Source organism: Ruegeria atlantica, from assembly GCF_013032455.1.
GTDB lineage: Bacteria > Pseudomonadota > Alphaproteobacteria > Rhodobacterales > Rhodobacteraceae > Ruegeria > Ruegeria atlantica_B.
Map to the genome: position 1 here is coordinate 1 of NZ_WQCF01000021.1, position 25,001 is coordinate 25,001.

General features: G+C 56.3%; 22 protein-coding genes and 1 tRNA gene. 13 read left to right on the forward strand and 10 right to left on the reverse strand.

Translation table 11 applies throughout. The annotated features are described in order from the left end of the window. The first annotated feature begins 439 nt into the window (after nt 1-439). From GOW93_RS19995 to GOW93_RS20010, 4 genes are all read left to right on the forward strand, one after another. Nucleotides 440-1,192 (forward strand): 5-oxoprolinase subunit B family protein, encoded by a 753-nt coding sequence (locus tag GOW93_RS19995; RefSeq protein WP_170388033.1) that lies wholly within the window; start codon nt 440-442, stop codon nt 1,190-1,192. Continuing rightward, nucleotides 1,189-2,187 carry a biotin-dependent carboxyltransferase family protein gene (locus tag GOW93_RS20000; protein WP_170388035.1) on the forward strand — a complete coding sequence of 333 codons (999 nt, stop codon included), beginning with the start codon at nt 1,189-1,191 and terminating at the stop codon, nt 2,185-2,187. Before GOW93_RS19995 ends, GOW93_RS20000 begins: the two co-directional genes overlap by 4 nt. A gap of 12 nt (nt 2,188-2,199) precedes the next feature. Next, a complete protein-coding gene (locus tag GOW93_RS20005) occupies nt 2,200-2,961 on the forward strand; it encodes a LamB/YcsF family protein (protein ID WP_170388038.1) in 762 nt (253 codons plus the stop codon). 151 nt (nt 2,962-3,112) lie between these two features. Further along, the gene (locus GOW93_RS20010) at nt 3,113-4,360 is read left to right on the forward strand and encodes a hypothetical protein (protein WP_170388040.1); all 1,248 of its coding nucleotides are present in this window, start codon (nt 3,113-3,115) and stop codon (nt 4,358-4,360) included. A gap of 69 nt (nt 4,361-4,429) precedes the next feature. Here GOW93_RS20010 and GOW93_RS20015 read toward each other — a convergent pair whose 3' ends face one another. Then, nucleotides 4,430-5,812 (reverse strand): D-alanyl-D-alanine carboxypeptidase family protein, encoded by a 1,383-nt coding sequence (locus GOW93_RS20015; protein ID WP_170388042.1) that lies wholly within the window; start codon nt 5,810-5,812, stop codon nt 4,430-4,432. Between the two features lie 281 nt (nt 5,813-6,093). Beyond that, the gene (locus tag GOW93_RS20020; protein WP_170388044.1) at nt 6,094-6,795 is read right to left on the reverse strand and encodes an HAD family hydrolase; all 702 of its coding nucleotides are present in this window, start codon (nt 6,793-6,795) and stop codon (nt 6,094-6,096) included. A 93-nt stretch (nt 6,796-6,888) separates the two neighbouring features. On the opposite strand from GOW93_RS20020, the gene clpS reads away from it, so the two are divergent. Genes clpS through hemF form a run of 4 tightly spaced genes read left to right on the forward strand, consistent with a single transcriptional unit; the run spans nt 6,889 to nt 9,950 of the window. After that, nucleotides 6,889-7,230, forward strand: a complete 342-nt coding sequence (gene clpS, locus GOW93_RS20025) for an ATP-dependent Clp protease adapter ClpS (RefSeq protein WP_170388046.1) — start codon at nt 6,889-6,891, stop codon at nt 7,228-7,230. A 27-nt stretch (nt 7,231-7,257) separates the two neighbouring features. Next, nucleotides 7,258-8,223, forward strand: coding sequence for a class I SAM-dependent methyltransferase (locus GOW93_RS20030; RefSeq protein WP_170388047.1), 966 nt, complete (start codon nt 7,258-7,260; stop codon nt 8,221-8,223). Between the two features lie 37 nt (nt 8,224-8,260). Beyond that, nucleotides 8,261-9,061: an SDR family NAD(P)-dependent oxidoreductase gene (locus tag GOW93_RS20035; RefSeq protein ID WP_170388049.1), complete on the forward strand. Its 801-nt coding sequence runs from the start codon at nt 8,261-8,263 to the stop codon at nt 9,059-9,061. 4 nt (nt 9,062-9,065) lie between these two features. After that, nucleotides 9,066-9,950 carry an oxygen-dependent coproporphyrinogen oxidase gene (hemF, locus tag GOW93_RS20040; protein WP_170388051.1) on the forward strand — a complete coding sequence of 295 codons (885 nt, stop codon included), beginning with the start codon at nt 9,066-9,068 and terminating at the stop codon, nt 9,948-9,950. Nucleotides 9,951-9,956: 6 nt separating this feature from the next. On the opposite strand, the gene GOW93_RS20045 is transcribed toward hemF, so the two are convergent. The 4 genes from GOW93_RS20045 to modA all read right to left on the reverse strand — a co-directional run bounded on the left by GOW93_RS20045 (nt 9,957) and on the right by modA (nt 13,131). After that, nucleotides 9,957-10,370: a hypothetical protein gene (locus GOW93_RS20045; protein WP_170388053.1), complete on the reverse strand. Its 414-nt coding sequence runs from the start codon at nt 10,368-10,370 to the stop codon at nt 9,957-9,959. A 191-nt stretch (nt 10,371-10,561) separates the two neighbouring features. Further along, the gene (gene modC, locus GOW93_RS20050; protein ID WP_170388055.1) at nt 10,562-11,659 is read right to left on the reverse strand and encodes a molybdenum ABC transporter ATP-binding protein; all 1,098 of its coding nucleotides are present in this window, start codon (nt 11,657-11,659) and stop codon (nt 10,562-10,564) included. Beyond that, on the reverse strand, nt 11,656-12,348 hold the full coding sequence (gene modB / locus GOW93_RS20055) for a molybdate ABC transporter permease subunit (protein ID WP_170388057.1): 693 nt from the start codon (nt 12,346-12,348) through the stop codon (nt 11,656-11,658). Before modB ends, modC begins: the two co-directional genes overlap by 4 nt. Before the next feature lie 3 nt (nt 12,349-12,351). Beyond that, a complete protein-coding gene (gene modA / locus GOW93_RS20060; RefSeq protein ID WP_170388059.1) occupies nt 12,352-13,131 on the reverse strand; it encodes a molybdate ABC transporter substrate-binding protein in 780 nt (259 codons plus the stop codon). Between the two features lie 219 nt (nt 13,132-13,350). On the opposite strand from modA, the gene GOW93_RS20065 reads away from it, so the two are divergent. The 3 genes from GOW93_RS20065 to GOW93_RS20075 all read left to right on the forward strand — a co-directional run bounded on the left by GOW93_RS20065 (nt 13,351) and on the right by GOW93_RS20075 (nt 16,639). Continuing rightward, a tRNA-Val gene (locus GOW93_RS20065) sits at nt 13,351-13,426 on the forward strand. Between the two features lie 130 nt (nt 13,427-13,556). Further along, entirely contained in the window at nt 13,557-14,564 is a 1,008-nt protein-coding gene (locus GOW93_RS20070; protein WP_170388061.1) for a tyrosine-type recombinase/integrase, read from the forward strand. Between the two features lie 563 nt (nt 14,565-15,127). After that, entirely contained in the window at nt 15,128-16,639 is a 1,512-nt protein-coding gene (locus tag GOW93_RS20075) for a hypothetical protein (RefSeq protein ID WP_170388063.1), read from the forward strand. A gap of 531 nt (nt 16,640-17,170) precedes the next feature. On the opposite strand, the gene GOW93_RS20080 is transcribed toward GOW93_RS20075, so the two are convergent. From GOW93_RS20080 to GOW93_RS20095, 4 genes are all read right to left on the reverse strand, one after another. Then, on the reverse strand, nt 17,171-18,412 hold the full coding sequence (locus GOW93_RS20080) for a membrane dipeptidase (RefSeq protein ID WP_170388065.1): 1,242 nt from the start codon (nt 18,410-18,412) through the stop codon (nt 17,171-17,173). 48 nt (nt 18,413-18,460) lie between these two features. Beyond that, nucleotides 18,461-19,639, reverse strand: coding sequence for a carbohydrate porin (locus GOW93_RS20085; RefSeq protein WP_170388067.1), 1,179 nt, complete (start codon nt 19,637-19,639; stop codon nt 18,461-18,463). Further along, entirely contained in the window at nt 19,636-20,340 is a 705-nt protein-coding gene (locus GOW93_RS20090; RefSeq protein ID WP_254443696.1) for a DUF3299 domain-containing protein, read from the reverse strand. Before GOW93_RS20090 ends, GOW93_RS20085 begins: the two co-directional genes overlap by 4 nt. An 86-nt stretch (nt 20,341-20,426) precedes the next feature. Then, a complete protein-coding gene (locus GOW93_RS20095) occupies nt 20,427-21,824 on the reverse strand; it encodes an amidohydrolase family protein (protein ID WP_170388070.1) in 1,398 nt (465 codons plus the stop codon). Nucleotides 21,825-21,956: 132 nt separating this feature from the next. Between GOW93_RS20095 and GOW93_RS20100 the strand changes: the two genes are divergently transcribed. Together GOW93_RS20100 and GOW93_RS20105 are read left to right on the forward strand one after the other, a co-directional pair. Further along, nucleotides 21,957-22,970, forward strand: coding sequence for an AraC family transcriptional regulator (locus GOW93_RS20100; RefSeq protein WP_368039693.1), 1,014 nt, complete (start codon nt 21,957-21,959; stop codon nt 22,968-22,970). 474 nt (nt 22,971-23,444) lie between these two features. After that, nucleotides 23,445-25,001 (forward strand): DUF6538 domain-containing protein (locus GOW93_RS20105; RefSeq protein WP_368039694.1); only part of this gene is annotated, 1,557 nt, incomplete at its 3' end.

A 25,001-nucleotide genomic window follows, 5' to 3' on the forward strand; every position in this document is an offset into this window, starting at 1 on the left:
CGTCTCCGCCGTCTCCAGCGTCCCAACAACCGCCTCAGCAGCGCCGGTGAAGGGGGTTCTAAGGATAACCAACAATACCCGCAAGTGGAAAATTGCATCTTGAGCGTTTTTTTTGCCAACTTATTCTTTTCCCTTTTATTTCATAAGTTTAAATTACCACCAGTTCACGAAAGCAGCCCCACCCTACAGAAGAAATGGGCGGCACAGCTGACATTTGCATCCGGTCGAGTACCCACCCACCCCATATATAGTGAGTCCGCAGCCTCCACCCACAAGGCGCACCCGACTCGGAACAGCTAAATCGATTCAATTTTGGGCCGTTTGCCCGACTCAACGCGCGCGCCAGCTTCGAAATATGTGATGCAACGCTGTCAGGCCTTGCGCATCACTGAAGGATACAGTCACCTCCTTGCAAAGAAACCGCTAAACAAACCAAGTTATGACACCCACGCACGCTCCCAATTTTCCCTGCATACGAACGGTCGGCCTGGACGGGTTGCTGGTGTCGTTTGCAGACAAGATGGCGGAACCCTCTAACCGAGCCGCCCTGGCATTTCGTAATATGATTGACACCCTAAATTGGAATGGGGTGATCGAAACATCAGCGTCTTTGGCCTCGACCTATATTCGGTTCGATCCCCTGACATTGCCGCATTCGGATATCCAGGAACGGGTGAACGCGATACTGCGTGAACAGGACTGGTACGAGGCGCCACTGCCATACGGGCGACGCTTGTGGAGGGTTCCCACTGTATATGGCGGAGAGCTTGCGCCGCAGCTGGATGAGGCGGCAGCGGCCGCCGGGCTTTCGCCATCCGAGGCTGTAGAGCGGCTTAGCGCCACCCGTGTGCGCGTGCTGACGATCGGTTTTGCGCCCGGTCAGCCCTATCTCGGCCCGTTGGGACCCGAGTTCAACATACCGCGCCTCAAGGAACTGACGCCGATGGTGCCCGCGGGGGCGTTGGTTTTGGCGATCTCTCAATTCGTGCTGTTTTCGGGGCCGACGCCTACTGGGTGGCGGCATGTGGGTCAGACTGCGTTTCGCTGTTTCCGCCCCGAAGCCGAGCAAAGCTTTGCCTTGCGCCCCGGCGATGAGATGCAATTCCTTCCGGTCAGCCGGGACGAATTGGAGGCTATCCGCGCGACCAATGATGGCGATGGCGGCGCGACCTGCACGGAGATTCTATCATGAGCCTGCTGGTGCATCAGATCGGGCCTGCCTGTACGGTGCAGGATCAGGGGCGCACTGGGTATCTGGATCAGGGCCTGTCGCGGTCCGGGGTAGCGGACCAACTGGCTTTTCATGAAGGGGCCGCACTGTTGAGGCAAAGCCCAGATTGTGCCGCTTTGGAAATGGCGGGCATGGGAGGCACGTTTGAAGCCACCCAACCGCTTACCATTGCCCTGACCGGTGCGCCGATGCAGGCAAGTATTGACGGCAATTCGGTCGAGTGGAATGCATCGCACCCCATGGATGTCGGACAGCTGCTGGTGATCGGGGCGGCACGGCAGGGCAACTACGGATACCTACATGTCGGCGGCGGGATTGATACGCCGCTGTTTCTTGGCTCTCGTTCAGCGCATTTGACGGCAAAGGTCGGGCGTGCCGTTCAAGCAGGCGACCGACTTCCGACCGGCCCTCACTCGGGCAGTGGCGGTATGAGACTGTGCCTGGAAGATCGCTTTGCCGGAGGTACACTGCGCGTGCTGGCAAGCTTTCAGACTCCGCTGTTCGATCAAGAGACGCTGGACCGCTTTACCCGAACCACTTTCCAGCGCGGTGCTCGGGCAAACCGGATGGGGATGCAGTTGGAAAGTGAGGGACAAGGGTTCGCTGCCAAGGGGCAACTGAACATTCTGTCCGAAGTCATCACCCCCGGCGACATCCAGATGACGGGCTCCGGTAGCCCCTTTATCCTGTTGCCCGAATGCCAGACGACCGGAGGATACCCCCGCATCGCGACCGTCCTGCCCTGCGACCTGCCCCGTGCGGCGCAGACCCCAGCGGGCGGTCAGATAAGGTTCGAATTCGTCACTACTAATGAAGCCGTCACCTTGCACGCGGCCTATCTGGCGGACTTGTCACGGCTACCCTCACGGATTGAGCCCCTGATCCGCGATCCACATGACATTCCGGACCTGTTGTCCTACCAATTGGTCGGCGGAATGATTTCTGCCAATGAGTGAGGAGTTTTACCGATGCCCAGCGTCGATCTGAATGCCGATATGGGGGAAAGCTTTGGTCCTTGGAAAATGGGTGATGATGACAGCCTGCTGAAGATCATCACCTCGGCCAATATTGCATGCGGCTTTCATGCCGGAGACCCAGACGTGATGGCAAAGACTATGGCGCTGGCGGCAGAGAACGGTGTGGGCATTGGTGCACATCCCGGTTTTCCCGACCTGCAGGGCTTTGGCCGCCGCAACATGAAAGTACCCCAAGACAGCCTGCGCAATCTGGTGCGCTATCAGTTGGGTGCTGCAATCGGGATGGCCAAGGCAGTCGGCACAGAAGTCCGGCATCTGAAACTGCACGGGGCGTTGGCCAATATGTGCTCGGTCGATATCGACATGGCGCACGCCTGCTATCAGGGTGCGCTGGACGTAGCCCCAGACATTATCATCATGGTACTGGCCGTAACCAAACAAGAGGAGGCGGTTCGCGATCTGGGCTGCAAATGGGTTGGCGAGATTTTTGCGGACCGTGCCTACAATGATGACGGTACATTGGTAGACCGCAGCCTGCCCGGCGCGGTCATCCATGACCCGGACCTTGCCGGGCCGCGCATCCTGAACATGGTCCTCGAGGGTGCCATCATTACCGAATCCGGCAAGAGGTTGGAGACGTCAATCGACACGATCTGCCTGCATGGGGATGGCCCAACCGCGGTTCAGATCGCGCGATCCGTGCGCGAGAACCTGATCGAGGGCGGTGTCGAGGTGGCCAAATTCATTCGATAGAAATGCGGGCGTAAGACCTGCGCCCCACCTTCTACCTGTTGCTCGACTGGATATCAGCGCCTAGCATGTCTGCAAGTACATGTTCTGATTATTGGAAATCCAGGCAAGGCCAAGCCCGCAGATTGTCGGGCCTGCGCAAGGAGGTGCTTTAATGTCTTTCGATTTGATGTCTTACCAACCCCGCGGCGACAAGAAGAACTCGGACTTCTTTCAAGAATACCTACCGAAGATTTACGAGCGCCGCAGCAGTTCCGGCCTCACCGATCAGGTCGGCTCGATGCGGGCAATTGTCCAACAGGTCGAAACCACATCGCTGTTCGATACTCTGGTCGAGCTTTACGTGATGACCCCCTACCGCCACACGGCAAGCTATCTGGGGCAGACCCACAAATTCTCGATCCTGCATTCGCACCCAGACTATCCCGCGCTGATCGTGATGGCACCGCTGAGCCCAAGTTTTGAGGACTTCATACCCCGCATCAACAGAATGTACCCGTTGGCCCGGAAGGCTCCGCAAACCCGGTATGTAGGAGAAATCTACGATGCCCGCGACCTGAACACCCTGACCAAAACGCTTGAGGATCAGAACATCCGATTTGAATATAGCGGCGATACCGAAAACCCCTTCTACACGATGGATGGATTCCGGTTTACCACACCGTCTGACTTCACCTGCAACCGGGTCGGCTACTCCGGACTGGACTTCAACGAACCCGACAGTCTCGGGCTTGGCGACCGCGTATTGCTGAGCGACGCCGAACAAGCACAACTGGATCAGGCCGCCGCCTTTGGCATCGAAAGCAAGATCGCTCCGCTGATGCTGGGCGTCGACCATCTTGCCACCCGTATTCTGGCCGGTGAGCGAGAGGACGCGATCCTCGAGTTTCTGACGATGGTGCCCTATTATTTCTGGGGGGCCTACAACATCTTCGACATGAACTCATCGACCAATGTGAACCGAAACGCGAATGTGGATGATGACAAGAAATCACCGGCTAAAGTTTTTACCGCGAACAACACGCCTTCCTTTGTGAACTCCTTCGAACAACTGCCGATGCCGACCGAGGATTTCGTCCGCAACTTCGGCCGCCGCCTGCATCACATGGCGATCGAGATTCAGGATGGTGACCACGGGGCCGGGGAAAAGAACGTCGACTTCGTGGTCAATACTCTCAAGGACAAGGGCGTGCCGTTCCTGGCCCATGTGGTAGGTGAGTGCAAAGACGATCCGAACCTCAAGCAGATATTCTCGAAGCACTCAAAGAACACGCTTCTGATCACCGAGTATATTGAGCGCTGCCATCACTATGACGGGTTCTTCACTAAGGACAACGTGGCTGCCCTGACTGCCGCTGCCGGGCAGGATGAGCAGTACCAGCACGGGCACGTGTTCGACTGATTCAAGCAGAAAAAAGGGCTGCGAGTTTCCCCGCAGCCCAGACCCATCCAGGAGAAAACATGTCGGATCTTATGACGGTCCGATCATGAAACAGGTGACATTCCGGGCTTGCAGCCGACGACAGGCCAGATCGGCCTCTTCGCGGGTCATGCCTTGGAACGTCGCTTCGAAACCGCGCGAGCTTTGGTTAACCTTGCGCAGCGTACCTTCCAGAGTGGTCATCTCCGAGAGGGCAGTTTTCAGCAACACCTTCTCAGCCTCGTAGCGGGTGGTATAGCGACCCACATTGACACCCCAAAGGTGTCCGCCTGATGTGGAAAGCCGAGTAACTATTTCCTGTTCCGGCTCGGGCAGTTCGGCGGGGTTGGTCGAGGCCAAAACCAAATCTTCCGGGCGCGCGGCGGGCCGCGTGGTGTCGTCGGTCGGTGTCTGGACATCAGCAGCGGCGATGGCCGCAGCGATGCCATTCTGAATACGCGCGCCATTTTTCGCGGCTGTTGCCGCGACCGTACCTGCCACCTGCACCGCAGCACCCGGTCCCGGACGCAGTACCGGACGCAGGCTGGAAGTCGGCGCACCGGTCAGGGCCGCAACTGTTACGCCCAAACCGGCATTCCCGGCATAGGCCGGACGCGATGGTTTGCGGATTGGAGCGCGCGAAGGGGCGCGGCGGAAACCCATGTCCAACAATTCGGCTACCTTGGCGTTGCGTGAAGCGCCGGATTTGCCACCAAACACAGTGGCGATGATGCGTTCATCCTTGCGCTTGGCCGAAGCGACAAGATTGAAACCCGCCGCACGGGTATAGCCGGTTTTGATCCCGTCCGCGCCTCTATACGCCGCAAGCAAACGGCGGTTGGTGTTCGGAACCGTCTTGATCCCTGCATCCGTCGATTGGCGCGAGAACAGGTTGTAATATTGCGGATAATCATACAGCAGATGACGACCCAGCGTGGTCATGTCCCGCGCGGTCGACAGGTGACCTGATTCTGTCAGGCCATGTGCGTTCTTGAAGGTTGTCCGGCTCATGCCCATCGCTTTTGCGGTGCGGGTCATACGGCGGGCGAACGCGGCCTCGGATCCACTGATCGCAATACCGATGGCAGTGGCCGCGTCATTGGCCGACTTCACCGCAGCCGCGCGTATCAGATAGCGGAAGGCAATTGTCTGGCCCGTGCGCAAACCCAGTTTAGAAGGTGGTTCTGCTGCCGCGGCCCGAGTAATACGAACCGGTGAATCCAATTCGATCTCACCATTCCGCACCGCTTCGAAGGCGATGTACAGCGTCATCATCTTGGTCAGAGAAGCCGGGTGCAGTCGGGTATCAGCGTTACGCGAATGCAGCACCTCTCCGGTGCGCGCGTCGATCACCATCGCCGCATAGGGCGCGGCCACCGCTTGCAACGGCGCGAAAGAGAGCAGCCACAAGAATGCTATAAGAAATAAGCCCATTCGGGCCGGAACTGTCCGCCGAACCTGCACGATCTTTGCCTCTGTCTACCTCGGGCCGCCGGGTTTTCCCGGTCAGCAAAATAATTATTTTATTAGCATTCAGGCTAGCACAGGGGGCAGGTGAAATAAACAAAAAGCTCAAGAATTCGCGGTTTATTGAACCCGCTGCAGACACACAACATGTGGGCGAACACCGCTGCCGGACCACCAAATCCATGAAAATGGCCAGATTATGCCGACATCCCTGAGGGAAAGTTCCTAAGTGATACTATTCGGCAACATCAATTGAGCTCTTGAACCAGCTCGGCCAGTTGGCCCAAATCCTGCAACTTGCGGAATCTTGGATTCCCCACCGGTGTTTCAGCCCGTTCAATTTCCCAGACCAACCCGTGCGGCACATACACGCCCCAACACCCGGCCTGAAGTGGCGCGACCACGTCCGAACGCATTGAGTTTCCCACCATCATCGCGCTTGCGGGCCCCTCACCGTACTCTCCAAAAATGTCCCGATACGTTTTCGGCGTTTTCTCGGACACAATCTCGACCCCATCAAACAGTTCACCCAACCCGGACTGAGCCAGCTTGCGCTCCTGATCAATTAAATCGCCTTTCGTAATCAACACGACTTGATGAGTCGCAGCTACGCTTTGAATCGCCTCGCGCGCATGGGGCAACAACTCGATCGGGTGGGCCAACATTTCCTGCCCCGCTTCGATCAATTGACGTATGACCGAGGCCGGAACCCGGTCTTCTGTCACCTCAATCGCAGTCTCGATCATCGACAGGACAAAGCCTTTGATCCCGTAGCCATAGTGCCGAATGTTGCGTTTTTCGGCCTCTAGCAAACGTTCCAACAGGTGGTCACGCTCGGCATGATCAGCCAGCAAGTCGGTAAAATGTCCCTGTGTCAGCTGAAAAAATCTTTCGTTATGCCACAAAGTGTCATCCGCATCGAAGCCGATTGTGGTAAGGTTCTGGCCCATGTCGATTGCGTCCTGCTAACTCTTTTCTCTGGCCCGTTCGACGTTATATAAGCGCTCAGATAAACCGAAGCCTGAATCGGACAATGGAACGTAATGCTTGAACACCAATGGATGATGTCTGACAAACCGGATGACGAAAGCGACTCGTCCGTTCTGGTTGAGACGCGCCCCAAGACCAAGCGCCCGCCGCTCTATAAGGTTCTGCTGCTGAATGACGACTACACCCCGATGGAGTTCGTCGTGCACGTTCTTGAACGTTTCTTCGGCATGACCCATGCACAAGCGTTCGAAATCATGCTGACCGTTCACAAAAAAGGCGTGGCTGTGGTTGGTGTCTTCAGTCACGAGATTGCCGAAACCAAAGTAGGCCAGGTCATGGATTTCGCCCGCAGGCACCAGCATCCCCTGCAATGCACCATGGAACGGGAAGAGTAAGGCCGGATCGGCCTTTCGGAAACGCTTATGTCCCCTCGAATTGATCTTGCCTTGAAAAGCGGCCTGACGCTAACTCAACTGCTCAAGGTGCTTGGGCCGACTACTGCAACCGACTTGTCGGCCTTGCCGCATGAGACGAAGGTAGTCCAGCCCTTCAAACCCTTTCACGACCATTTCGCCGATCTGGGCTTCTCCGTTTCCCCAGAAGCGCAGGGGTCTTGTCAGGACGCCATTGTAATCCTTCCGCGCGCTAAATCGTTGGCTCGCTCGATGGTACAGCAGGCCTGCACCCTCGCCAGTGGGCTGGTCGTCGTCGATGGCGCCAAGACCGACGGTGTAGACAGTCTGTTAAAGGACATCCGCAAGCGCGTAGGGATTGAGGGACCTATCTCGAAAGCGCACGGCAAGATTTTCTGGTTCCAATCGGATGCGAAGGCCTTCGCAGACTGGGCCGCGCCAGAATATCAAACCGCGGACGGCTACCAGACCGCGCCAGGTGTGTTTTCCGCTGACGGCGTCGATCCTGCGTCTGCCCTGTTGCTGGCTGCGCTGCCCGACAAGCTGGGCGCGCGTGTCGCCGATCTGGGGGCCGGATGGGGCTACCTCTCAGCTGGGCTGCCACAGGCACCTGGTCTGAAATCCCTACATCTGGTCGAGGCCGACCATGCCGCCCTGACCTGCGCCCGCGCAAATGTGGCCGATCCCCGCGCACAGTTTCACTGGGCCGACGCCGTGTCATGGCACGCGCCCGAACCGATCGACACCATAATAATGAACCCGCCCTTTCACACGTCGCGCAGTGCCGAGCCTGCACTGGGACAAGGTTTCATCTCATCTGCTGCCAGGAACCTGACCCGCAATGGCAGCCTTTGGATGGTGGCCAACCGTCACCTGCCCTATGAAACCACACTGACCGACGCATTCACGCATGTCGAAGAAGTGACCGGAGACAATCGGTTCAAGGTGTTTCACGCCTCTCGCCCTCGGCGGTGATCCCGGTTAACCTGCGCCGCAATTCAGGAGGAAACGCATGTCCTTTTCCATAGCTGGCAAAACTGCAATCGTGACCGGCGGAGCCAATGGCGTTGGTCTCGCCATCGGGCGCCACTTTGCCGACGCGGGTGCCAATGTGATGTTCGCCGATATGGATGAAAGACGGTTATCCGAAGAGTTGGGCGAACAGGCCGATGACAGTAACATCCGCTTCTTTGCGGGTGATTTGCGCGAGAAACTGACAATTGCCAACTTGCTCTCAGCCACGATCGACGCCTTCGATCAGGTTGATATCCTGATCAACGGCGCGCGGCAGGTGATCCCTTCCGATCCGCTGGATCCCGAGGACGATTCGGTCCGCACCTTGCTGAACCAGAATCTGATGCCTGCCTTGCGCTTAAGTCAGCTGGTCTCCAAACGGATGATCAAACAGGCCGGCGATGACAAAGAATCCGTTGCCGGATCGATCATCAACCTGTCTTCCATTGCCGCGCGACGCACCCACCCCGACCTGATGGCTTATTCAGTTTCGACTGCCGCATTGGACCAGATGACACGCTCTCTGGCCGTGGCCTTGGCGCCAAACCGCATCCGGGTAAACTCGATCGCGCTGGGGTCAGTCATGAGTGCCTCGCTGCAATCCACCCTGAAAGAGAACCGCGATTTCCGCGACGACATCGAAAAGCACACGCCGCTGGCCCGCATCGCCTCACCGACCGAACTGACCGAAACGGCACAGTTCCTGGCCTCGGACGCGGCCGGGTTCATCACCGGGCAAATTCTTACCATTGATGGCGGCCGCACCCTGTTGGACCCCGTCGCAGCACCGGCGCACTGACCCCATGTTCGATACCGAGAAATCCGCCGCCGCCTCCTGGTTCCGCCAATTGCGCGACGAGATCGTCGCAGCATTCGAAGCCCTGGAAGACAGTCACGATATTGGACCATTCTCGGATGCCCGCGCTGGTCGTTTCGAGGTCAAGGAAACCACGCGCCAGTCCGAGGACGGCTCGGACGCGGGCGGTGGATTGATGTCGGTGATGCGCGGAGGCCGCGTATTTGAAAAGGTCGGCGTCAATATCTCGACCGTTTACGGCACGCTGGGTGAGCGGGCGCAGCAGGCGATGGCCGCACGCAAAGGCCTTCCGGGCATGGCTGATGATCCGCGGTTCTGGGCCTCGGGAATTTCGCTGGTGGCGCATATGCAGAACCCACATGTTCCGGCGGTGCATATGAACACCCGCATGTTCTGGACACCGCACGCGTGGTGGTTCGGTGGCGGGTCGGACCTGAACCCCTGCATTGAGTATGACGAGGACACCGCCCATTTCCACGCTACGCAAAAGACGCATCTGGACCCGCACGGGCCGGGACATTACCCGCGCCTGAAAGAGTGGGCTGATGAATACTTCAATATCCCGCATCGCAAACGCGCCCGAGGCGTCGGCGGCATCTTCATGGATGACTATTGCACCGGTGACTGGGCGGCGGATTTTGCGCTGACACAGGATATCGGCCGGGCCTTCCTGCCTGCTTTTCTACCCTTGGTCGAAAAGCGCCGTGTGCAGGGATATAGCGACGACGATAAGAATACGCAGCTTGTGCATCGGGGTCTCTACGCCGAATACAATCTGGTCTACGACCGGGGCACCAAGTTTGGGCTGGAAACTGGCCACGATCCGGATGCCGTGTTAATGAGCCTGCCACCGATGGCCAAGTGGGTCTGATTTCGCTTAGAAATCGAAATCCATGATGTTGTCAAAGCAATGGCTCCGCGCCCCGGATGCCGACATATTCTCACCCACGCGACTGACCGTGATCGAATAGCTTTTCGAGGTGTCGCCGCCTTCGGGCGGTGTCAGAGAAAACTGCACGGTCCTTGTCTGCTTTTCATAGGCTTTCGAGACGTAGATTCGTTGGGTCGTCGGCACGCCCAGGGTGCGGATGGCGAAGTCACCGATGCCGCACCAGTAAGCAATTGCCGCCGATGATCCGTGCGTAACGACCTGATAGGTGCCATCCTTCAGCGGCGTTACCGTCGCTCGATATGCGGGATTAACACCAAACCCAATCCCGAACCCGGCGGCATGCGTCAGCGCAGGCAATATCGCCAGAGCACCAACGCCTAAAAATTTGAATAGCCGCATGACAAAACATCCCTAATAAAATTGGCCTTGCTCAGGATCATAGAGGGCAAACCCGTTGAGTAAAGTTTGCGACGTTCTGTCCGGGTTTTTCAACTTTACGCTTTAAAGTTGAGGAACGACTTGAAAAGGGCATCCTCGAAGGGCCGGTTTGACGTTCCACCCGCAAAACACGCAGAGCTCAACTCACTGATCTAGGGCGCGATCAGCCGCCCGCCAACATCCTGTGGCGCCAAGGCTACTGTCTTGATCACCGCGAAACAGGGTTTGCCTGTCTTTAGCTCCAACGCCTCGACCGAGCGGCGGGTGACGCGCGCCAGAACCGGCCCTGCCGGGGTCTGAACCGAAACAATGGCACCGGGCCCATCGCCCGCACGGATCGTATCGACCGTTCCTTCCAACACGTTCAGGGCCGAAAGCCCCTCGGGCCGCTTGCTGGACAGAATGACCTCCTGTGCGGGGATACGGATGCGAAGCTCTTCCCCCACCTGATGCGCAATGCGCGGCAGGAACAGGCGCGACCCACCGGCATCCAGCTCGGTCAACCCATCGGGATGATGTTCGCGCACCCGCACTTTCAGCACCGCGCCCACAGCTCGAACGCCCGCCGGAGCTACCGACGGGTCTGCCAAAACCTCCGAGGCCGGGCCATGCCGAACAACCTTGCCGTCCTGCAAAGCGACGACCGAGGTAGCCAGCCGCGCGACCTCGGCCGCGGAATGGGTGACGTATAGGATTGGAACCGAAACCTCATCCCGCAGTCTCTCGAAATAGGGCAGGATCTCGGCCTTGCGGGCATCGTCCAACGCAGCCAAGGGCTCATCGGCCAAAATCAGTCTTGGGCTGGCCAGCAACGCGCGACCTATCGCGACGCGCTGTTTCTCTCCTCCTGAAAGACCCGCTGGGCGGCGATCCAGCAGATGCCCGACGCCCAGCATTTCAATCACTTTGTCCGGGTGTTCAAGTCGCGCCCGTTTGGGGGCAAACCAACGCCCATAGGAAAGGTTCTGACGCACAGTTAGATGCGGGAACAGACGGCCTTCCTGAAAGATATACCCCAAACGCCTGCGGTGCGGCGGCAGCCAGAGGTTTTTCTCGGTATCGAACAATTCCCAATCATTGACGGCGACACGCCCGACTTTGGGCCGCAGCAGTCCAGCCACCGCATTGACTACTGTGGTTTTACCCGACCCGGATCGCCCAAACAAAACCGTCACCCCCGGAGGTGCATCAAAGCTGAAATCCAGTTCCAGATCGGGCAAATCATGCTGCAGGCGGACAGAGAGGCTCATAATCCAGACACCCGTGCAGCCGCGCGTCGGCCGACATATTCGGACAACAGCAGCGCCCCCATGGCGACAATGATCGAGACCACCACCAACCGCGTCGCCGCACCCTCACCCCCCGGCACCTGCAGGAAAGCATAGACCGCCGAAGGCAGGGTCTGGGTCTGACCGGGGATGTTCGAGACAAAGGTGATCGTGGCACCAAACTCTCCCATCGCCTTGGCAAAGGCGAGGATGGCACCAGCGACCACGCCGGGCAGAATCATCGGGAGGGTGACGGTGGCAAACACAAAGGGCCGCGATGCGCCCAATGTCGCCCCGGCCTGTTCCAGCTTGGGGTCAACTGCCTCAATCGAAAGGCGAATAGCGCGGACCATAAGGGGAAAGGCCATGATCCCCGCCGCCAACGCCGCACCGGTCCAGCGAAAGGCCACGATGATACCAAACTCGGCCAGAAGCTTGCCCAACGGGCCTTGGATGCCAAAGGTCAGCAGCAGAAGGTATCCTGTTACGACGGGGGGAAGGATCAGAGGCAGATGCACTAACCCGTTCAGCAACTGACGTCCCGGGAAACGCCAACGCGCCAACGCATAGGCCACAAATATTCCAAAGGGCAAGGTTACTAGCGTTGCCCAAAAGGACACGCGTAGTGACAGTTTCAGCGCTTCAAGTTCCGCAGGCCCCAACCACTCCATTGGCTAGCTGCCCGGCAGGGCAAAACCCTGTTCCATAAAGACGTTTCGAGCCGCATCTGATCGCAGATAATCCAGAAGCGCATGCGCTTCTGGCTTTGCTGTCACAGTGACTGCCGCCGGGTATATGATTGGCGGGTGCGTATCCGGCGGAAAGGACGCTATGATCCGAACCCGCTCGTCAGCCTGCGCGTCCGATTGGTAAACAATCCCCAGCGGTGCCGCCCCGGCCGCAACCAGTGCTAGAGCTGCACGGACATTGTCGGTTTGCGCAACCTGATCCTCAATCCCACCCCACAGCCCAAGGCTTTGCAACGCGGTCTTGCCGTACACACCCGCCGGAACCGCATCTACCAGTGCCATCGCCAGATATCCGCTGCCCAAAGCGCCGGAAAGGTCAGTGCTAGACTGCATCTTGCCAATCTGAGTCTGCTCCGTTCCACCGATCAAAACCAACCCATTGCCCAGCAGGTCCACGCGCGATACCACATCGATCATGCCTTGATCCTGCAGCACATCCATCCAATTTACATTTGCCGAAATGAACAGATCCGCAGGCGCGCCCAACTGGATCTGCCGTGCTAGAACAGATGAGGCCGCATAAGACACCGTAACCTCATACCCGGTCTGTTGTTCAAAGGCAGGTGCGATCTCATCCAGCGCGGTTTTCAAACTGGCGGCTGCAAAGACCAAAACCTCTGCTGCACCGGCCCGGATCGGTGCCAGTGTCAAAACACCCAACACCAAGGCCGCGATTACACACCGGCGGGCTAGGGACAGGATCATGTGCTCTCCCGTCTGGAAGGTTTCAGTCCCTTCGGGAATATCTGACGCGGCATGGGGCACGCAAGCGCCTTTCCCCTTCGCATGTGATGCAGTCTGCGGAAAACGAACAAAATTCATTGCTGGGCGATCACGCAAAGCAAAATGATCTGACAATGAAGCAAAGAAATTGTATCTGACCCTCTTGCGCCCGCGCGCAGGCTTGGCTACATGCAGCGTCACGGGTGATTAGCTCAGTTGGTAGAGCGCTTCGTTTACACCGAAGATGTCGGGAGTTCGAGTCTCTCATCACCCACCATCCTTTCCCCACAATGTATCAAGGGCTTATGCGACCAGCACCTTCTGCTGTTCTGCGCATGAAACTGTGTCCGCTGCGCCTCCGCTGCACTTAAACGGAAAAGATGTCTCCAACACAGGAGATATGGGCCATGGCAACAATCGTAAAACGGCCTAGCGGAAAGTGGCAGGCGACGGTTCGGAAGGACGGGCAATCCCGATCCAAGTCCTTTCTAAAGCGTGCTGATGCGACGAAGTGGGCTCGTGAGACGGAGTTGAGCGCCGACAGGGGATTGCTAACCCCAGACCTAGGTGTGAACGCATCCGAGATGACACTTGGTGAAGTGCTGAGAAAATACCGAGACAACGTCACGAGCGAGAAACGGTGCGCGGACAATGAAAGTTATGCAATCAACGGGTTCCTGCGTAAGTGCTCGAAGTTAGCCAGCAAGAAGGTCGGCAAGCTGCGATCCGCTGATTTTGTCCACTATCGTGACCAACGCATTAAATCCATGAAGGCTGCGACTGTAGTGAGGGAACTGGGTTGGTTGCAGCACGCCCTTGATGTCGCCTGTGAGGATTGGGGGCAGACCCTGCCACATGGGAACCCGGTCAAGCCTGTCCGGCGGCCCAAGATCGACAACCGCCGCGAGAGACGATTGCAGCAAGGAGAATGGCAGGCTTTGTTGGAAGCCGTAAACCAAGCCCGGTCTCCACTGATGATACCGTTGCTGACGCTGGCCTTAGCAACCGGGATGCGACGCGGGGAATTGTTATCAATGCAATGGAAGCACGTAGACATTGAGCGTCGGACAGTGTTCTTGCCCCAAACCAAAAACGGTCGCGCCCGTACAGTGCCTCTCAGCCCGAATGCCGTTTCCGTCTTGATGGACCTGCCACGCGGTGAAGACCGTTGTTTGCCCCTGTCTGGGAACTCAGTACGATTGGCCTTTGAACGTCTCAGACTACGTGCAGGCGTGGACAACCTTACATTTCATGACATTCGACACGAGGCGGTGTCCCGCTTTGTGGAAAGCGGGTTATCGCTGGCGCAGGTCCAAATGATCAGCGGGCATCGGGATTTGCGGATGTTAATGCGTTACACCCACCTGCAGACCGATGACATCGTGGCAAAGCTGGCAGCTGTTGAACTTGCTTAAATCGACTTGATACAGTGCAGGGTGGTCATGCTCTCCCCATTGCGTCATTAAGGACCACCCTCACCCAATCCACCGAAAACAAGTGTACTTTGTGCGTTTTCGCTTGCCCGGTTGCTAACCGCTAACTCCTCAAGCACTGGGCAATGACGTTAGTCCTTCCTCTTATGAACACAAAGCCGCTAACCCTCCCTCTAGAGAACTAACAGGCGACACGCCGCCCTCAATCGGGCAAAACCCCTCCCTCAGTTGAGCAAAACCCCTCCGTCAATTGAGCATACGGGTTTCGCTTAGTCAGCGTTGATCAGGTTGCTTTGACGGTTTGGACCCACTTCGCTCCAATGCGAGTGGAGCAGGTCACCGTTAAACGTAAGTAAATAAACACAAAATCACGCAGACTTGTAAGCAAAAGTACTGAAAAGAGTTCTATTGATCCCTCTAGCTTAGCCGTTGCGTGTTAACCGGGATTTTCTCCCATTCGCCCCAACGGGGCAATTCCACTTGCTCGGCATCCACCAGAGCACATTCCCCAAACTGGTCCAATGGGCCGAACACAGGAGGCTTATATGCCCCATATCACTATTGCCGACAAACCATGTGGCTATGGCAAATCCACAGAAATCAACCGCAGCTTCAAAAAGTCGGAAAAATATGTGGCCGTCGTCCCTTACCTGAGCGAGGTAGACCGGTTCATTAAAGGTGCCCGAACAGGTTCCGATTTCATCCTCACACAGCCTATTTGCAATGGCGGTAGCAAAAGCGATCACTGCGAGAAGTTGATCCGAGCGGGCAAGTCAATTGCTTGTACTCACGCACTTTTCTATCGACTTGGAACTTTAGCAACCCAGAGTACCGGCGTTGCGAGATGTACTGAGTTCGACAGCGACGGCAAACCAACCATCGAAGTCGATCACTTACTTAGTGGATACAACCTCATCATCGACGAGGTCGTAAACCCCTTCGAGGTGGACCAAACAGTCCGAAAGGTTGACTTTGACACAGCTTACCTAGGCCTTGGCATGGCAAAAGAGGAGCCTGACGGACGAATTGTTCCAACGGAAATGTGGGATGAACTATACCGCAAAGGGAACAAGACATTTGACCGATCCCTCTATGACAAAGCCAAGTCGGGTGCACTGTATCGCATAAGCGAGAAGCTGTTCGTCCTCGCCATTCCCAAAGAACTCTTGCTCAAGCCCAAGTCCGTGACGATTTACACGTACCTTTCGGAAGGATCGGTGCTGCTGCAGTACCTGCAAAAACTGCAGAAAGAGCATCCGGGCTCCTTCACTTTGGATGTGCAGCGTCTGGATAAAGAAGTCGAGGCAGCGTGGCGAGAAGATGTTGCTAACGCGCTGACGGTATTACCCATACCGGAACTAAAGAACCAAAAGTGGACACATTGCGCTCAGCTAAAGACGATCAAAACGCACTCGCAGTGCTCCTCGATTGGTCACAAGCTACGCAAGTTCAAAGCAAGAGAACTGTATGGCGTAGACCCCAAAACGGTCATGCTGACGTGTGCACGCCGCCTGTGGCATGACGCTGAGACCGGACAAAAGCCAAAGGCAGGTAGGCTCTCAAGGCATACGCGTATGTTCGGGCGCGCCTTGAAAGAAGAGGTGTACAACAAGGACACTGAGGTCTTTGATGCAATGTGGACCACAGACGGTGTTAGCTTCGTACCCAACACCACACGTGGGACCAATGCCCACATAGGGTGCACCACAGCGGTGTACCTATATGACCAAAACCCCAATCCACAACTTCTCACGTTCCTTGGCATGAAACGCGACAGCAACGAAGCTCAAAGGTTCTCTGACGCCTATGCGTTGACCGAACTGGTGCAGTGGCTGTTCCGATCCGCAATACGTGTCGGAGGCCTTAACGGTACGGGGCGCGCCTACACGCCAAGGCATCGTGTAACGCTCTACATGCCATCTCAGAGAATGCGGAACCTACTGCTGAACTGGCTGCTATCCGGTGAGGTCAATAGTGGACAGGTTTGTGCCAAAGGGCATAGGCAGAATGAGTTGCTTTCCCGGTTGGAGGGTCGTCAGGTGGCGGCAGCAGCATAATGCCGTTTGACATAGCATCGGAACCGACGTTCCTCACTCGTAAGGAGGCCGCCCTGCGCGGCCTTTCTCGTTTCTGGACGGGTCGTCCGTGCAAGTTTGGGCACCTGGCTGAGCGCTACGTCAGCAATCGCCAGTGCGTTCAGTGCAACGCTGAGAACACGGTCGAGCGGGATCGGAGGTGCCGAGCAATCGATCCATCTTACCGTATGTTCAGGTCAGTACAGAACCGGTCAGGTCAGATATTGAGGGGCGAGGCCAGCCCGTCTCGGGCAGTCGGTTGCTCGCATGCGGCCTTAAGGCGACACATAGAGGCCCGGTTCACAGACGGCATGACATGGGAGCGGTATGGTCAATGGGAGGTGGATCATATTACCCCTCTCTCAGCTGCTCGGTCTTTGGAGCACCTCATCGAACTTTGCCACTACAGCAATCTGCAACCTCTTTGGAAGCGGGACAACTTAGCAAAGGGCGGGGCGTAAGCCTCGCCCGTCCGGGAAGTAATCTGTCTTCTTTCGGTAGGCTCCCAATAGTCTAACGCGAATAAAACCCATCACGTAGTTCTTGCCTTAGGCGCAGACGCTCGGGGTACTCTTTCAGGAATAGTTCGGGTGGTTTGCCCTCCCAAACTTGTGCGTAAACTCGCATCTTGTTACCGCCATAAATCTTCGCAAGGTCCTCATTGGAATAGCCCCTCGCCCAAAGGTCATCGGTAATCGCCGCAAGGATTTTGGCAAGTTCGCCGTTGCCAGTGGCCCCTTTGTTGAACGCATCGATCATGTAGCCGCCGTCGTCGTACATGCTCGCGTTTGCAGTTGCGAACTGTACGACTAGTTCAGTTGAGAACATGTCGTCCGTTGCGATTCCAACATGGTCGACCCCCACAAGTTGGACATAGTAGTCGATCATATCAGCAGCTTGCTCGGGTGAGATATCCTCAGGCCAAACACCGTCCATCATCCATTCGGTGAAGGTCGGAGAAATGTAACCACCTGATTGGGCCGCGCGTAACGCTTCGTCGTCCGGAATGGCTCGATAGCATCCGCGTGGCGTGGCGTTGGGTTCATTCGCATAAAGCCCAGCTGGGACAGAGTGCGTATAGACATATGGCACGCCGGGATAGTTTACATCCATGTAGTCCATGGCGTCGTTGGCCGTTTTTGAACCCGTGTGGCTTAGGTCGAGCAGGATACCGAACCGCACCATTTCATCGATGACCGACATCCCCCAAGGCGTCAGACCAATGTCGCGCCCGTTATAGGCCGCCAACTGCCCCGATCCGGTTCGGAAAATGTCATTGTAAGCCAGGATCATACTTTTGATCCCCATATCCTTTAGCAATGCCATTTTCTTAAGATCGCCGTTCAGGATTGTGGCGGTTTGGCTGTTCCAGATGACAGCCGTCTTGCCTTGTATATGGGCGGCTTCGATATCTCGGGTTTCATTGACGATCAGGTAGTTTTCCGGTTGCTGCGCCATGGCTAAGCGAAAGTGATAGTGCTGCTCTAGCAGGGTTTCAAACGACATATCCGCAGCTGCCAGCGTCATCTCGTGTCCCGTAATGCCGTTGTCCCGAGCGCGTGCGAAGTAATTATGAAGCTGGTCGTAGTCGGTCCAACCAGTGCCGTAGGGGCTGGCCAACATGCCGAGGACTACGGTGTCTTGTACGAATTGCTTCGCCTCTTCTGATGCATCCCAAGTCTTGCTTTCCTCGCTCGCGTGTGTTGCGCAACCTAGAGTGATCGCGAGAGCGCTTACGGCCAACATGGTCTTCATAACAGAACCTCCCTAACTGCTTTGTTCTTAGCGCCACATTCGAACCCGTCAGAAAACGATCCGGGTTCTTAGACCGAAGAGCGTAATGTTATCCTGAGTGGGGCTCAGCAGCGGGTCAGAAATGAACTGCAGTGATGGCGTGATCTGCAATCCGGGCGAGATTGAAAACCGGTAGAATGCTTCGAGCGTGAACTGGTCACCGTCTATGCCTCTTGCCTCGGCCCAGTTCAAGCCCAGCCCGGCCAAATCGGTATTGCGACCATAGTAGCCCAGACCTGCAGAGACGGACCGGTCATAAAGCGCTGCGGTCCCCTTTGAGGCCCCAGCCCGAAAGAACGGCATCCACTTATTGTCAACAAACCATGCGGCAGAGAACGCAGCGCCGTAATCTTCCGCTCGACTCCCATCGTCAGCCGCATCCGCATGCCAGAGGGTCAAATGGATATTGTCGAAGTAGATGCGATCAAAGCCGGAGGTGTAACCAAATTCGAGTGATTTGAAGAGATTGCCGTCGCTAAACACATCAAAGTTTGGATCAGACGGGTCGGCGTTTGCGTCTGAGACGCTGGCAACGGCGTAAAGGTTCTCGCTCAGCTTTACCCCACCGGCAACACCAAGGCCTTGGTTGGGCGTATTAATTGTCGGGTTGGTATTGAAAGACAGGTTTTGGAAGCCACTGTAGGGGCTTACCAACCCATAGATATCCACAAAGTCTGTTACATCAATCTGCCCGACTTGCAGCGTCCACGAACCGTTCTCGGCCCTTTGGGTCCAGAACAGGTTGGTCAGCAGCAGACCATTATCGTTGAAGGCCGTTCCCGTGATTGAAAGGGCTCCGCCATCCAGACCGAGAAACTGCGGAGCAACGTCCGTGTAACTGTGCCGGTCTTCGATCTTGAATGTCAGAGAACCCCGTTCAGTTGCCCGCCAACTACCGTAGAAGCGCGCAATTCCGCTGGCCGCTTCGCCGGTTCCCAGATCAGCATTCGTGGATTGGCCCAATGCCAAGTAATCAACATTGAACCGAAACCCACCCTCAGCCAGTCGGTCTTTCCACTGAAACCAACCCGGCGCGATGTTGCGTGGAAAATCGGAACGATATTGTGGGTCGGTTAACCCATCTCCGGGGTCTAGATCAGCTTCGACCGAAGAGGGCCCAGACAGACCTTGCGCCGACGCGGCACCAGCGAAGGCAATGCTCAATGCGGCAATTAGAAGTCTAATCATTCGGACGCCTTTGCACCGCCGGTCTTGCGATTTCCCGCCGCCCGGATACGGTCAGCGGCACGCTGCTTCCATTCCAGCTTGTCTGCTTCAGTTTCCAGAGTTTCGACACGTTCCGTCTCTAACTGGAAAGTCGCATTCATTGGCATGAAGCCGTCCACAACCATCATATTCTGAGCAGAAGGATCGATAGTCAGCATGCCCGTCAGCCGAACGGGTTCGTGAAAATAGCTAGGCGTCCAGTCTCCATTCAACCGCACACGGATCATCTGGTTGGGCGGAGGGGGCGGCATGTGGCTGCACATCCCTCGTTCGGGTACCAAATACGCCACAGGCCGACCGTCCGGATCACTGGGGGCAGGAATGGCAAAGCCCGCGAGTGTGATTGTTTGACCATCGAATTGTGGATTTCCGTTCGTCCCAGCCTTTCTTCGACGTTCCATCACAACCTCGCGCTGATCGAGCAGCCAGTCGACGTCAATTCCATCAGCTGCCAAGGCATCCTCAGTCTCGGTCAAAAGCGCTTGCCATTTCTGCCTCTCTTCTCCGCTGACACTGTCATGCTGCAGCCTGCCGCGCAGCCGCACAACGTAAAGGACATCGTCGAATTGCTCGGGCCTGAGATCACGGTAGGGGTCTTCAAAGACCTGCGCGGATGGGTCCGGTAGGTCTGCCCAGCCCAACTCGGTATCGGGCGTCGCCATGGCAGATTGTCCACACCAAACCAACCCTGCAAATACTACGGAGCGAAACAAATGGTGCATAAATGCTCTCCGGCTCTTTATACGGGTCAATCCAGTGTGTTTTTGTAGATGACGCCGTCCTTCATGATCAGGCGGATCGTATCTGGACTTTCAGGCCTCGGGTCGGCGCCGAACCACTGATCACCCGTACCAACCACCGAGAAATCTTCGAGCGGGTTACCGTCGATCAGCAGGATATCCGCATAGGCGCCTTCTTCGATCACACCCAGTTTTCCGGCGGTATACGGGTTCATGAAGTCACCTGACAAAGCGACGACCTCGCCACCTGTCGATGTCAGCGTGACCATGGACGTGTAGGGCCCAAAGAATTCATTGTTCAGGTGTTTCTCGTAGGCAATCTGGATATTGCAAGCCTCGACCGAACCAACGCAGTCGGTCTGGAAGCCCCGCTTCACCGGGCATTCCTTCATATTGTCGATGTAGCCCGCAAATGTGGCCGAAGCGGACTTTGCTTTAGCAAGGCTCGACGGGACGTTTGCCACTGCAGGAATATCGAGCAACCCGGGATCGAAGGCCGTCAGGTTGGTGGTTATGTATGCCCCTTTTTCGTTCATGACTTGAGCAATTTCACAGTCAAAGGAGAAACCGTGTTCGATCGACATCACACCTGCGTCGAGCGCACTCAGGATAGCTTCCTTACGATAGGAATGCGCCATAACGTAGCTGCCATACTCATTTGCCACTTGCACGGCGGCTCGGATTTCCTCGGGCGATCCAGCCAGCAATTGCCATGGGTCGAAGGCCGAAACGACACCCCCGGATTGCATGAATTTCAACTGTGTCGCACCCATGCGGAAATTGTTGCGTGCAAACCTGTAAACGTCGTCCACTCCGCTAACTTCCTGCGCCATGTTCAGACGGCTCATGTTGGTCTCTGAACCCGGCGGAGCAGTGAAATTCGCGAAGTCGGCGTGACCACCTCGCGTTCCGATAAACGCACCAGATGGAAAGTAACGCGGGCCGTCAATTTGCCTTGAGTCAATTGCGCGGCGTAACCCGCCATTGGCCCCACCCGCATCCCTGACTGTCGTGAAGCCCTGCATCAAATACATCTCGGCCATCCGCGCACCGTGTATTGCAAAGTCTTCCCACGTTGTGTTGGCCTCCATCGCGGGCAAGGTCGGCCCCATCAGCATCAAGTGCGCGTGCAGTTCGATAAACCCGGGGGTCAGTGTCCGCCCCTTTCCGTCAATGACTGTGGCATTGGGGGCATCGATCGCATCAGTTGAGACGACCTTGATAAGGTTGCCCTCAACCAGAACGCTTGCATTTTCGATCCGCTGTTCATTGACGCCGTCGAAGACATGTACGTTGGTGAAAAGCGTTTGGGGTTCTTCCTGATCCTGAGCGTACGCGGACGTTCCAACAGTGAGACCTGCAGCGACAATTGCCGCCGAACAAAGAGACATTCGCAGACCGGACATAAGTACTCCCTTCATATTCATGTTTCGCCAACTGTAGCCCGGAAAGTTTTGCCTCGGTTGCCAGTTTCGCATTAGGATGTTCGAATGTGACTGCAAAAATGGCCACTGATCACAGCATTTGATCCTGAAAGGGTGACGAGATTGCCGTTCCACTCCACCTCTCAAGAGCATAGCGAAGGGTTCATTCGCCTCGCGTTGGCAGCTCCGTTTCTGCAGTATCTCACCGACCGCGAGATCGATCCGCAACCAGCCTTGGATCAGGTCGGCTTGAAAGCTGAACTGTTGTCTGACCCATCTGTCTATGTCCACTCAGAGCTGGTCTACGGTCTGTTAAATGCCTTCTCAGACTTATCAGGGGATCGATACCTTGGCCTGAATGTAGGAGAAACTTTTGACCTGCAGGAATGGCCTCCGTTTGCTCAAGCCTTGCAATCAACAAAGTCACTGTTCGAGTTTTTTGCCCGTTTCGTGGGGCTAGTACCGCAGGAGTCCAATTCTGTGCGGCACAGCCTTGTCATTGAAGCAGACAAAGCGACTTATCGTATCGAGAGGCAACAAGACCCAACTGTCCCACCCATTCAGGTGACCGGTTTTGGTGCCGCAATCTATGTACGCCTCTTGCAGACCGTCGTCGGCGATTCCTGGGATTCTTCACTTGTGCGATGGGAAAGCAGATACATCAATGGTTTGCCTATCGACTACAAAGGGATCGAAGTTGGGTTGGGAACCGATCCCGGAATGCAAATTAGTTTTCCGGTGGAATGGTTGTTTCTGCACCATTCCTCTGAGGGCTCTGCCAAACCCGTTGCCTCGGCTCGACAAGATGAAGAAGTGACTGTGGTGGCCGCTTTGCGATCCGTCTTACGCGACAAGCTGGATGAAACCGAACTGGGGCCAGAGGTGGTGGCCGGATTTCTGGGGATACAGCCGGAACGGTTTCTGAAAGCGCTTCAACAACAAGGCACGACGTTGCCCCGGGAGATCAAACGGCTACGTATCGATGTCGCCAAAGAGCAGCTCAGAGATGAGAAGATGACAATTGCGGAGATTGGTCTGATGCTCGGCTACTCTGACAAGTCCCATTTCACTCGCTTTTTCCGAGGTCAAACCGGAATGACACCGACCAAGTTCCGCCTTGGTGCATAATTACGTTGCAATTACTTGGACTGCTTAACCACTACGTAACAAGTGCGGGCCGACGAGAATTTGCGACACATTTTTTGAAGCCCCTATCTAAGGATCGCAGTGTGACAATTGCCCCCATGGCCCCTGCGGCGGGGCATGCAGCGCTGCGCCTCCGCTGCAGCAATTCTCTGTTTTAGTTCGATCAGCAATACACCCGATTGCAGAAAGCTGTCATGTGCTATTGAACCGCCGGGAAGATTGTGCAACCTTCAAGCCACTGACAACACTAGACATCTATCCAAGATAGTGCTGGTTGCGGCAGTGGAAAACAGCGCCTTGTTGCACGGGCGGATTAGGATAGAGCGCTTCGTTTACACCGAAGATGTCGGGAGTTCGAGTCTCTCATCACCCACCATCAAACAGCCCTTGTTTTACTGGCGTCCTTTAAAATAAGGATGATCCGCTGCCGCTCGGAGTACATTGCGGGAGTACATTATGGGTCGTTTAGTCATGCCTAATCCAACACTGATCAAAGGCTCGTATTACTGCCGAGTCGCTGTCCCTGCCGATCTCAAGGGCGAGGCTAAGGGAACTTACGTGACGGCGACGATCAACGGGCAGATCATCAATCGTAAGGTCGGGACACACGCGAAGCTACCTCTCGGAACATCTGACCTTAAAGTGGCACGGCAGAGGTTCCCGGCCGCCTTAGCTGGAATAGAAGCCCACTGGGAGAGCTTGAGACAGGGGCCAGCAGAACTCACCCACAAGCAGTCGCTGGCGCTTGCAGGCGAAGTGAGAAGCGTGTTTGTGACGGTTTTCGATGACAACCCCGGAGACCCGGAGAGATGGCGGCGGGTGCTTAAGTGGAACGAGCTGGCGCAGCGGGGTCTTGTCAACGAGTTGCAGGTGGAAGTTGATGACCCGAAGCAGACTTTGAAAACACTTGAAGCGAGGTTTGGCGGGTTCGTCGATGACGTTCTCCGAAAGCATCACCTGAACATAACTGCAGCGTCGCGTACGAAACTGCTGGGACACCTATCGAATGCGTTGAATGAGGCGGCGCAAGTGAATGAGGCTAAGGCGCAGGGCGACTATTCGGATAGTGGAGAGACAACCAAATACCCAGCCTTTGAGGTCGCCGAACCTGCAGCTGAAGCACCTCCTGCCCGCGCCCGCCTCACATTCGCAGAAGTGATCGACAAAGAGGTACAACGGCGGGCCTCTGGGCGTGGTGGAACGCCGCTACGTGAGCGGTCGGAAAAGAAGTACAGGCAAGCTGTCGCAGAGTTCGACGCTGCCAGAGGTGATGATGACGTTCTGTCTATCGACGCCAAGCAAGCTGACCAATGGCTGAACGGCTTGCTTGATGCTGGAAAGCTCAAAATCAAAACTGTCCGCGACCGCTTCAAGAACGTAAAGACAGTTATCGAATGGGCGCGGGAGCAAGGGCTGGGCGAGGTCTTTCCCGAAAGGAACCCTTTGGACGTGGTTAAACCACCGAAGGCAGAAGCGACGGACAGCGCAGCTCGTACCATTCGATTGGACGAAGCGAGGATCATCCTGAAAGCTGCACGTAATGAGAGCAAGCCGGAGCGCCGCTGGCTCCCTTGGATGTGCGCATACTCAGGTGCGCGTATTGGAGAAGTGGCGCAACTCGGACCAGATGACTTCTTCTGCGTCGGCGATGACTGGTTCTACAGGCTCACGTCGGAGGACGACAAACTGATCAAAGGCGGATACAGCATCAGGCGCGTTCCGGTACACCCAGCTTTGATTGACGAGGGGTTGCTTCAGTTCGTCGAAGAGGGGCGCAAGGGCGGTTGCAATCGCTTGTTCCCGAACAGATCGCAGGGGAACATCCGTGATTGGGTCAGAAATGAACTCGGTTTAACACGACGCGAATTGGCACCGAACCACGGCTGGCGGCACCTGTTCGAAGACATGGCCTTGATCGCGCACATGACGGACGCCGCCAAGCTGTACATCACGGGGCGTGAGAACGGCGGTGAGAAAGTCGACCACGGTAGCGGCGGGATGACCCTGCTGCGG

What these genes read in the sequence shown, in the direction of transcription:
- GOW93_RS20010 (WP_170388040.1), top strand. Translation starts at nt 3,113, where the DNA reads ATGTCTTTCGATTTGATGTCTTACCAACCCCGCGGCGACAAGAAGAAC.
- GOW93_RS20035 (WP_170388049.1), top strand. Translation starts at nt 8,261, where the DNA reads ATGTCCTTTTCCATAGCTGGCAAAACTGCAATCGTGACCGGCGGAGCC.
- GOW93_RS20000 (WP_170388035.1), top strand. Translation starts at nt 1,189, where the DNA reads ATGAGCCTGCTGGTGCATCAGATCGGGCCTGCCTGTACGGTGCAGGAT.
- GOW93_RS20030 (WP_170388047.1), top strand. Translation starts at nt 7,258, where the DNA reads ATGTCCCCTCGAATTGATCTTGCCTTGAAAAGCGGCCTGACGCTAACT.
- GOW93_RS20080 (WP_170388065.1), bottom strand. Translation starts at nt 18,412, where the DNA reads ATGAAGACCATGTTGGCCGTAAGCGCTCTCGCGATCACTCTAGGTTGC.
- hemF (WP_170388051.1), top strand. Translation starts at nt 9,066, where the DNA reads ATGTTCGATACCGAGAAATCCGCCGCCGCCTCCTGGTTCCGCCAATTG.
- GOW93_RS20075 (WP_170388063.1), top strand. Translation starts at nt 15,128, where the DNA reads ATGCCCCATATCACTATTGCCGACAAACCATGTGGCTATGGCAAATCC.
- GOW93_RS20090 (WP_254443696.1), bottom strand. Translation starts at nt 20,340, where the DNA reads ATGGCGACGCCCGATACCGAGTTGGGCTGGGCAGACCTACCGGACCCA.
- GOW93_RS20015 (WP_170388042.1), bottom strand. Translation starts at nt 5,812, where the DNA reads ATGGGCTTATTTCTTATAGCATTCTTGTGGCTGCTCTCTTTCGCGCCG.
- GOW93_RS20020 (WP_170388044.1), bottom strand. Translation starts at nt 6,795, where the DNA reads ATGGGCCAGAACCTTACCACAATCGGCTTCGATGCGGATGACACTTTG.
- modC (WP_170388055.1), bottom strand. Translation starts at nt 11,659, where the DNA reads ATGAGCCTCTCTGTCCGCCTGCAGCATGATTTGCCCGATCTGGAACTG.
- GOW93_RS20085 (WP_170388067.1), bottom strand. Translation starts at nt 19,639, where the DNA reads ATGATTAGACTTCTAATTGCCGCATTGAGCATTGCCTTCGCTGGTGCC.
- clpS (WP_170388046.1), top strand. Translation starts at nt 6,889, where the DNA reads ATGCTTGAACACCAATGGATGATGTCTGACAAACCGGATGACGAAAGC.
- GOW93_RS20005 (WP_170388038.1), top strand. Translation starts at nt 2,200, where the DNA reads ATGCCCAGCGTCGATCTGAATGCCGATATGGGGGAAAGCTTTGGTCCT.
- GOW93_RS20070 (WP_170388061.1), top strand. Translation starts at nt 13,557, where the DNA reads ATGGCAACAATCGTAAAACGGCCTAGCGGAAAGTGGCAGGCGACGGTT.
- GOW93_RS20045 (WP_170388053.1), bottom strand. Translation starts at nt 10,370, where the DNA reads ATGCGGCTATTCAAATTTTTAGGCGTTGGTGCTCTGGCGATATTGCCT.
- modA (WP_170388059.1), bottom strand. Translation starts at nt 13,131, where the DNA reads ATGATCCTGTCCCTAGCCCGCCGGTGTGTAATCGCGGCCTTGGTGTTG.
- modB (WP_170388057.1), bottom strand. Translation starts at nt 12,348, where the DNA reads ATGGAGTGGTTGGGGCCTGCGGAACTTGAAGCGCTGAAACTGTCACTA.
- GOW93_RS20095 (WP_170388070.1), bottom strand. Translation starts at nt 21,824, where the DNA reads ATGTCCGGTCTGCGAATGTCTCTTTGTTCGGCGGCAATTGTCGCTGCA.
- GOW93_RS19995 (WP_170388033.1), top strand. Translation starts at nt 440, where the DNA reads ATGACACCCACGCACGCTCCCAATTTTCCCTGCATACGAACGGTCGGC.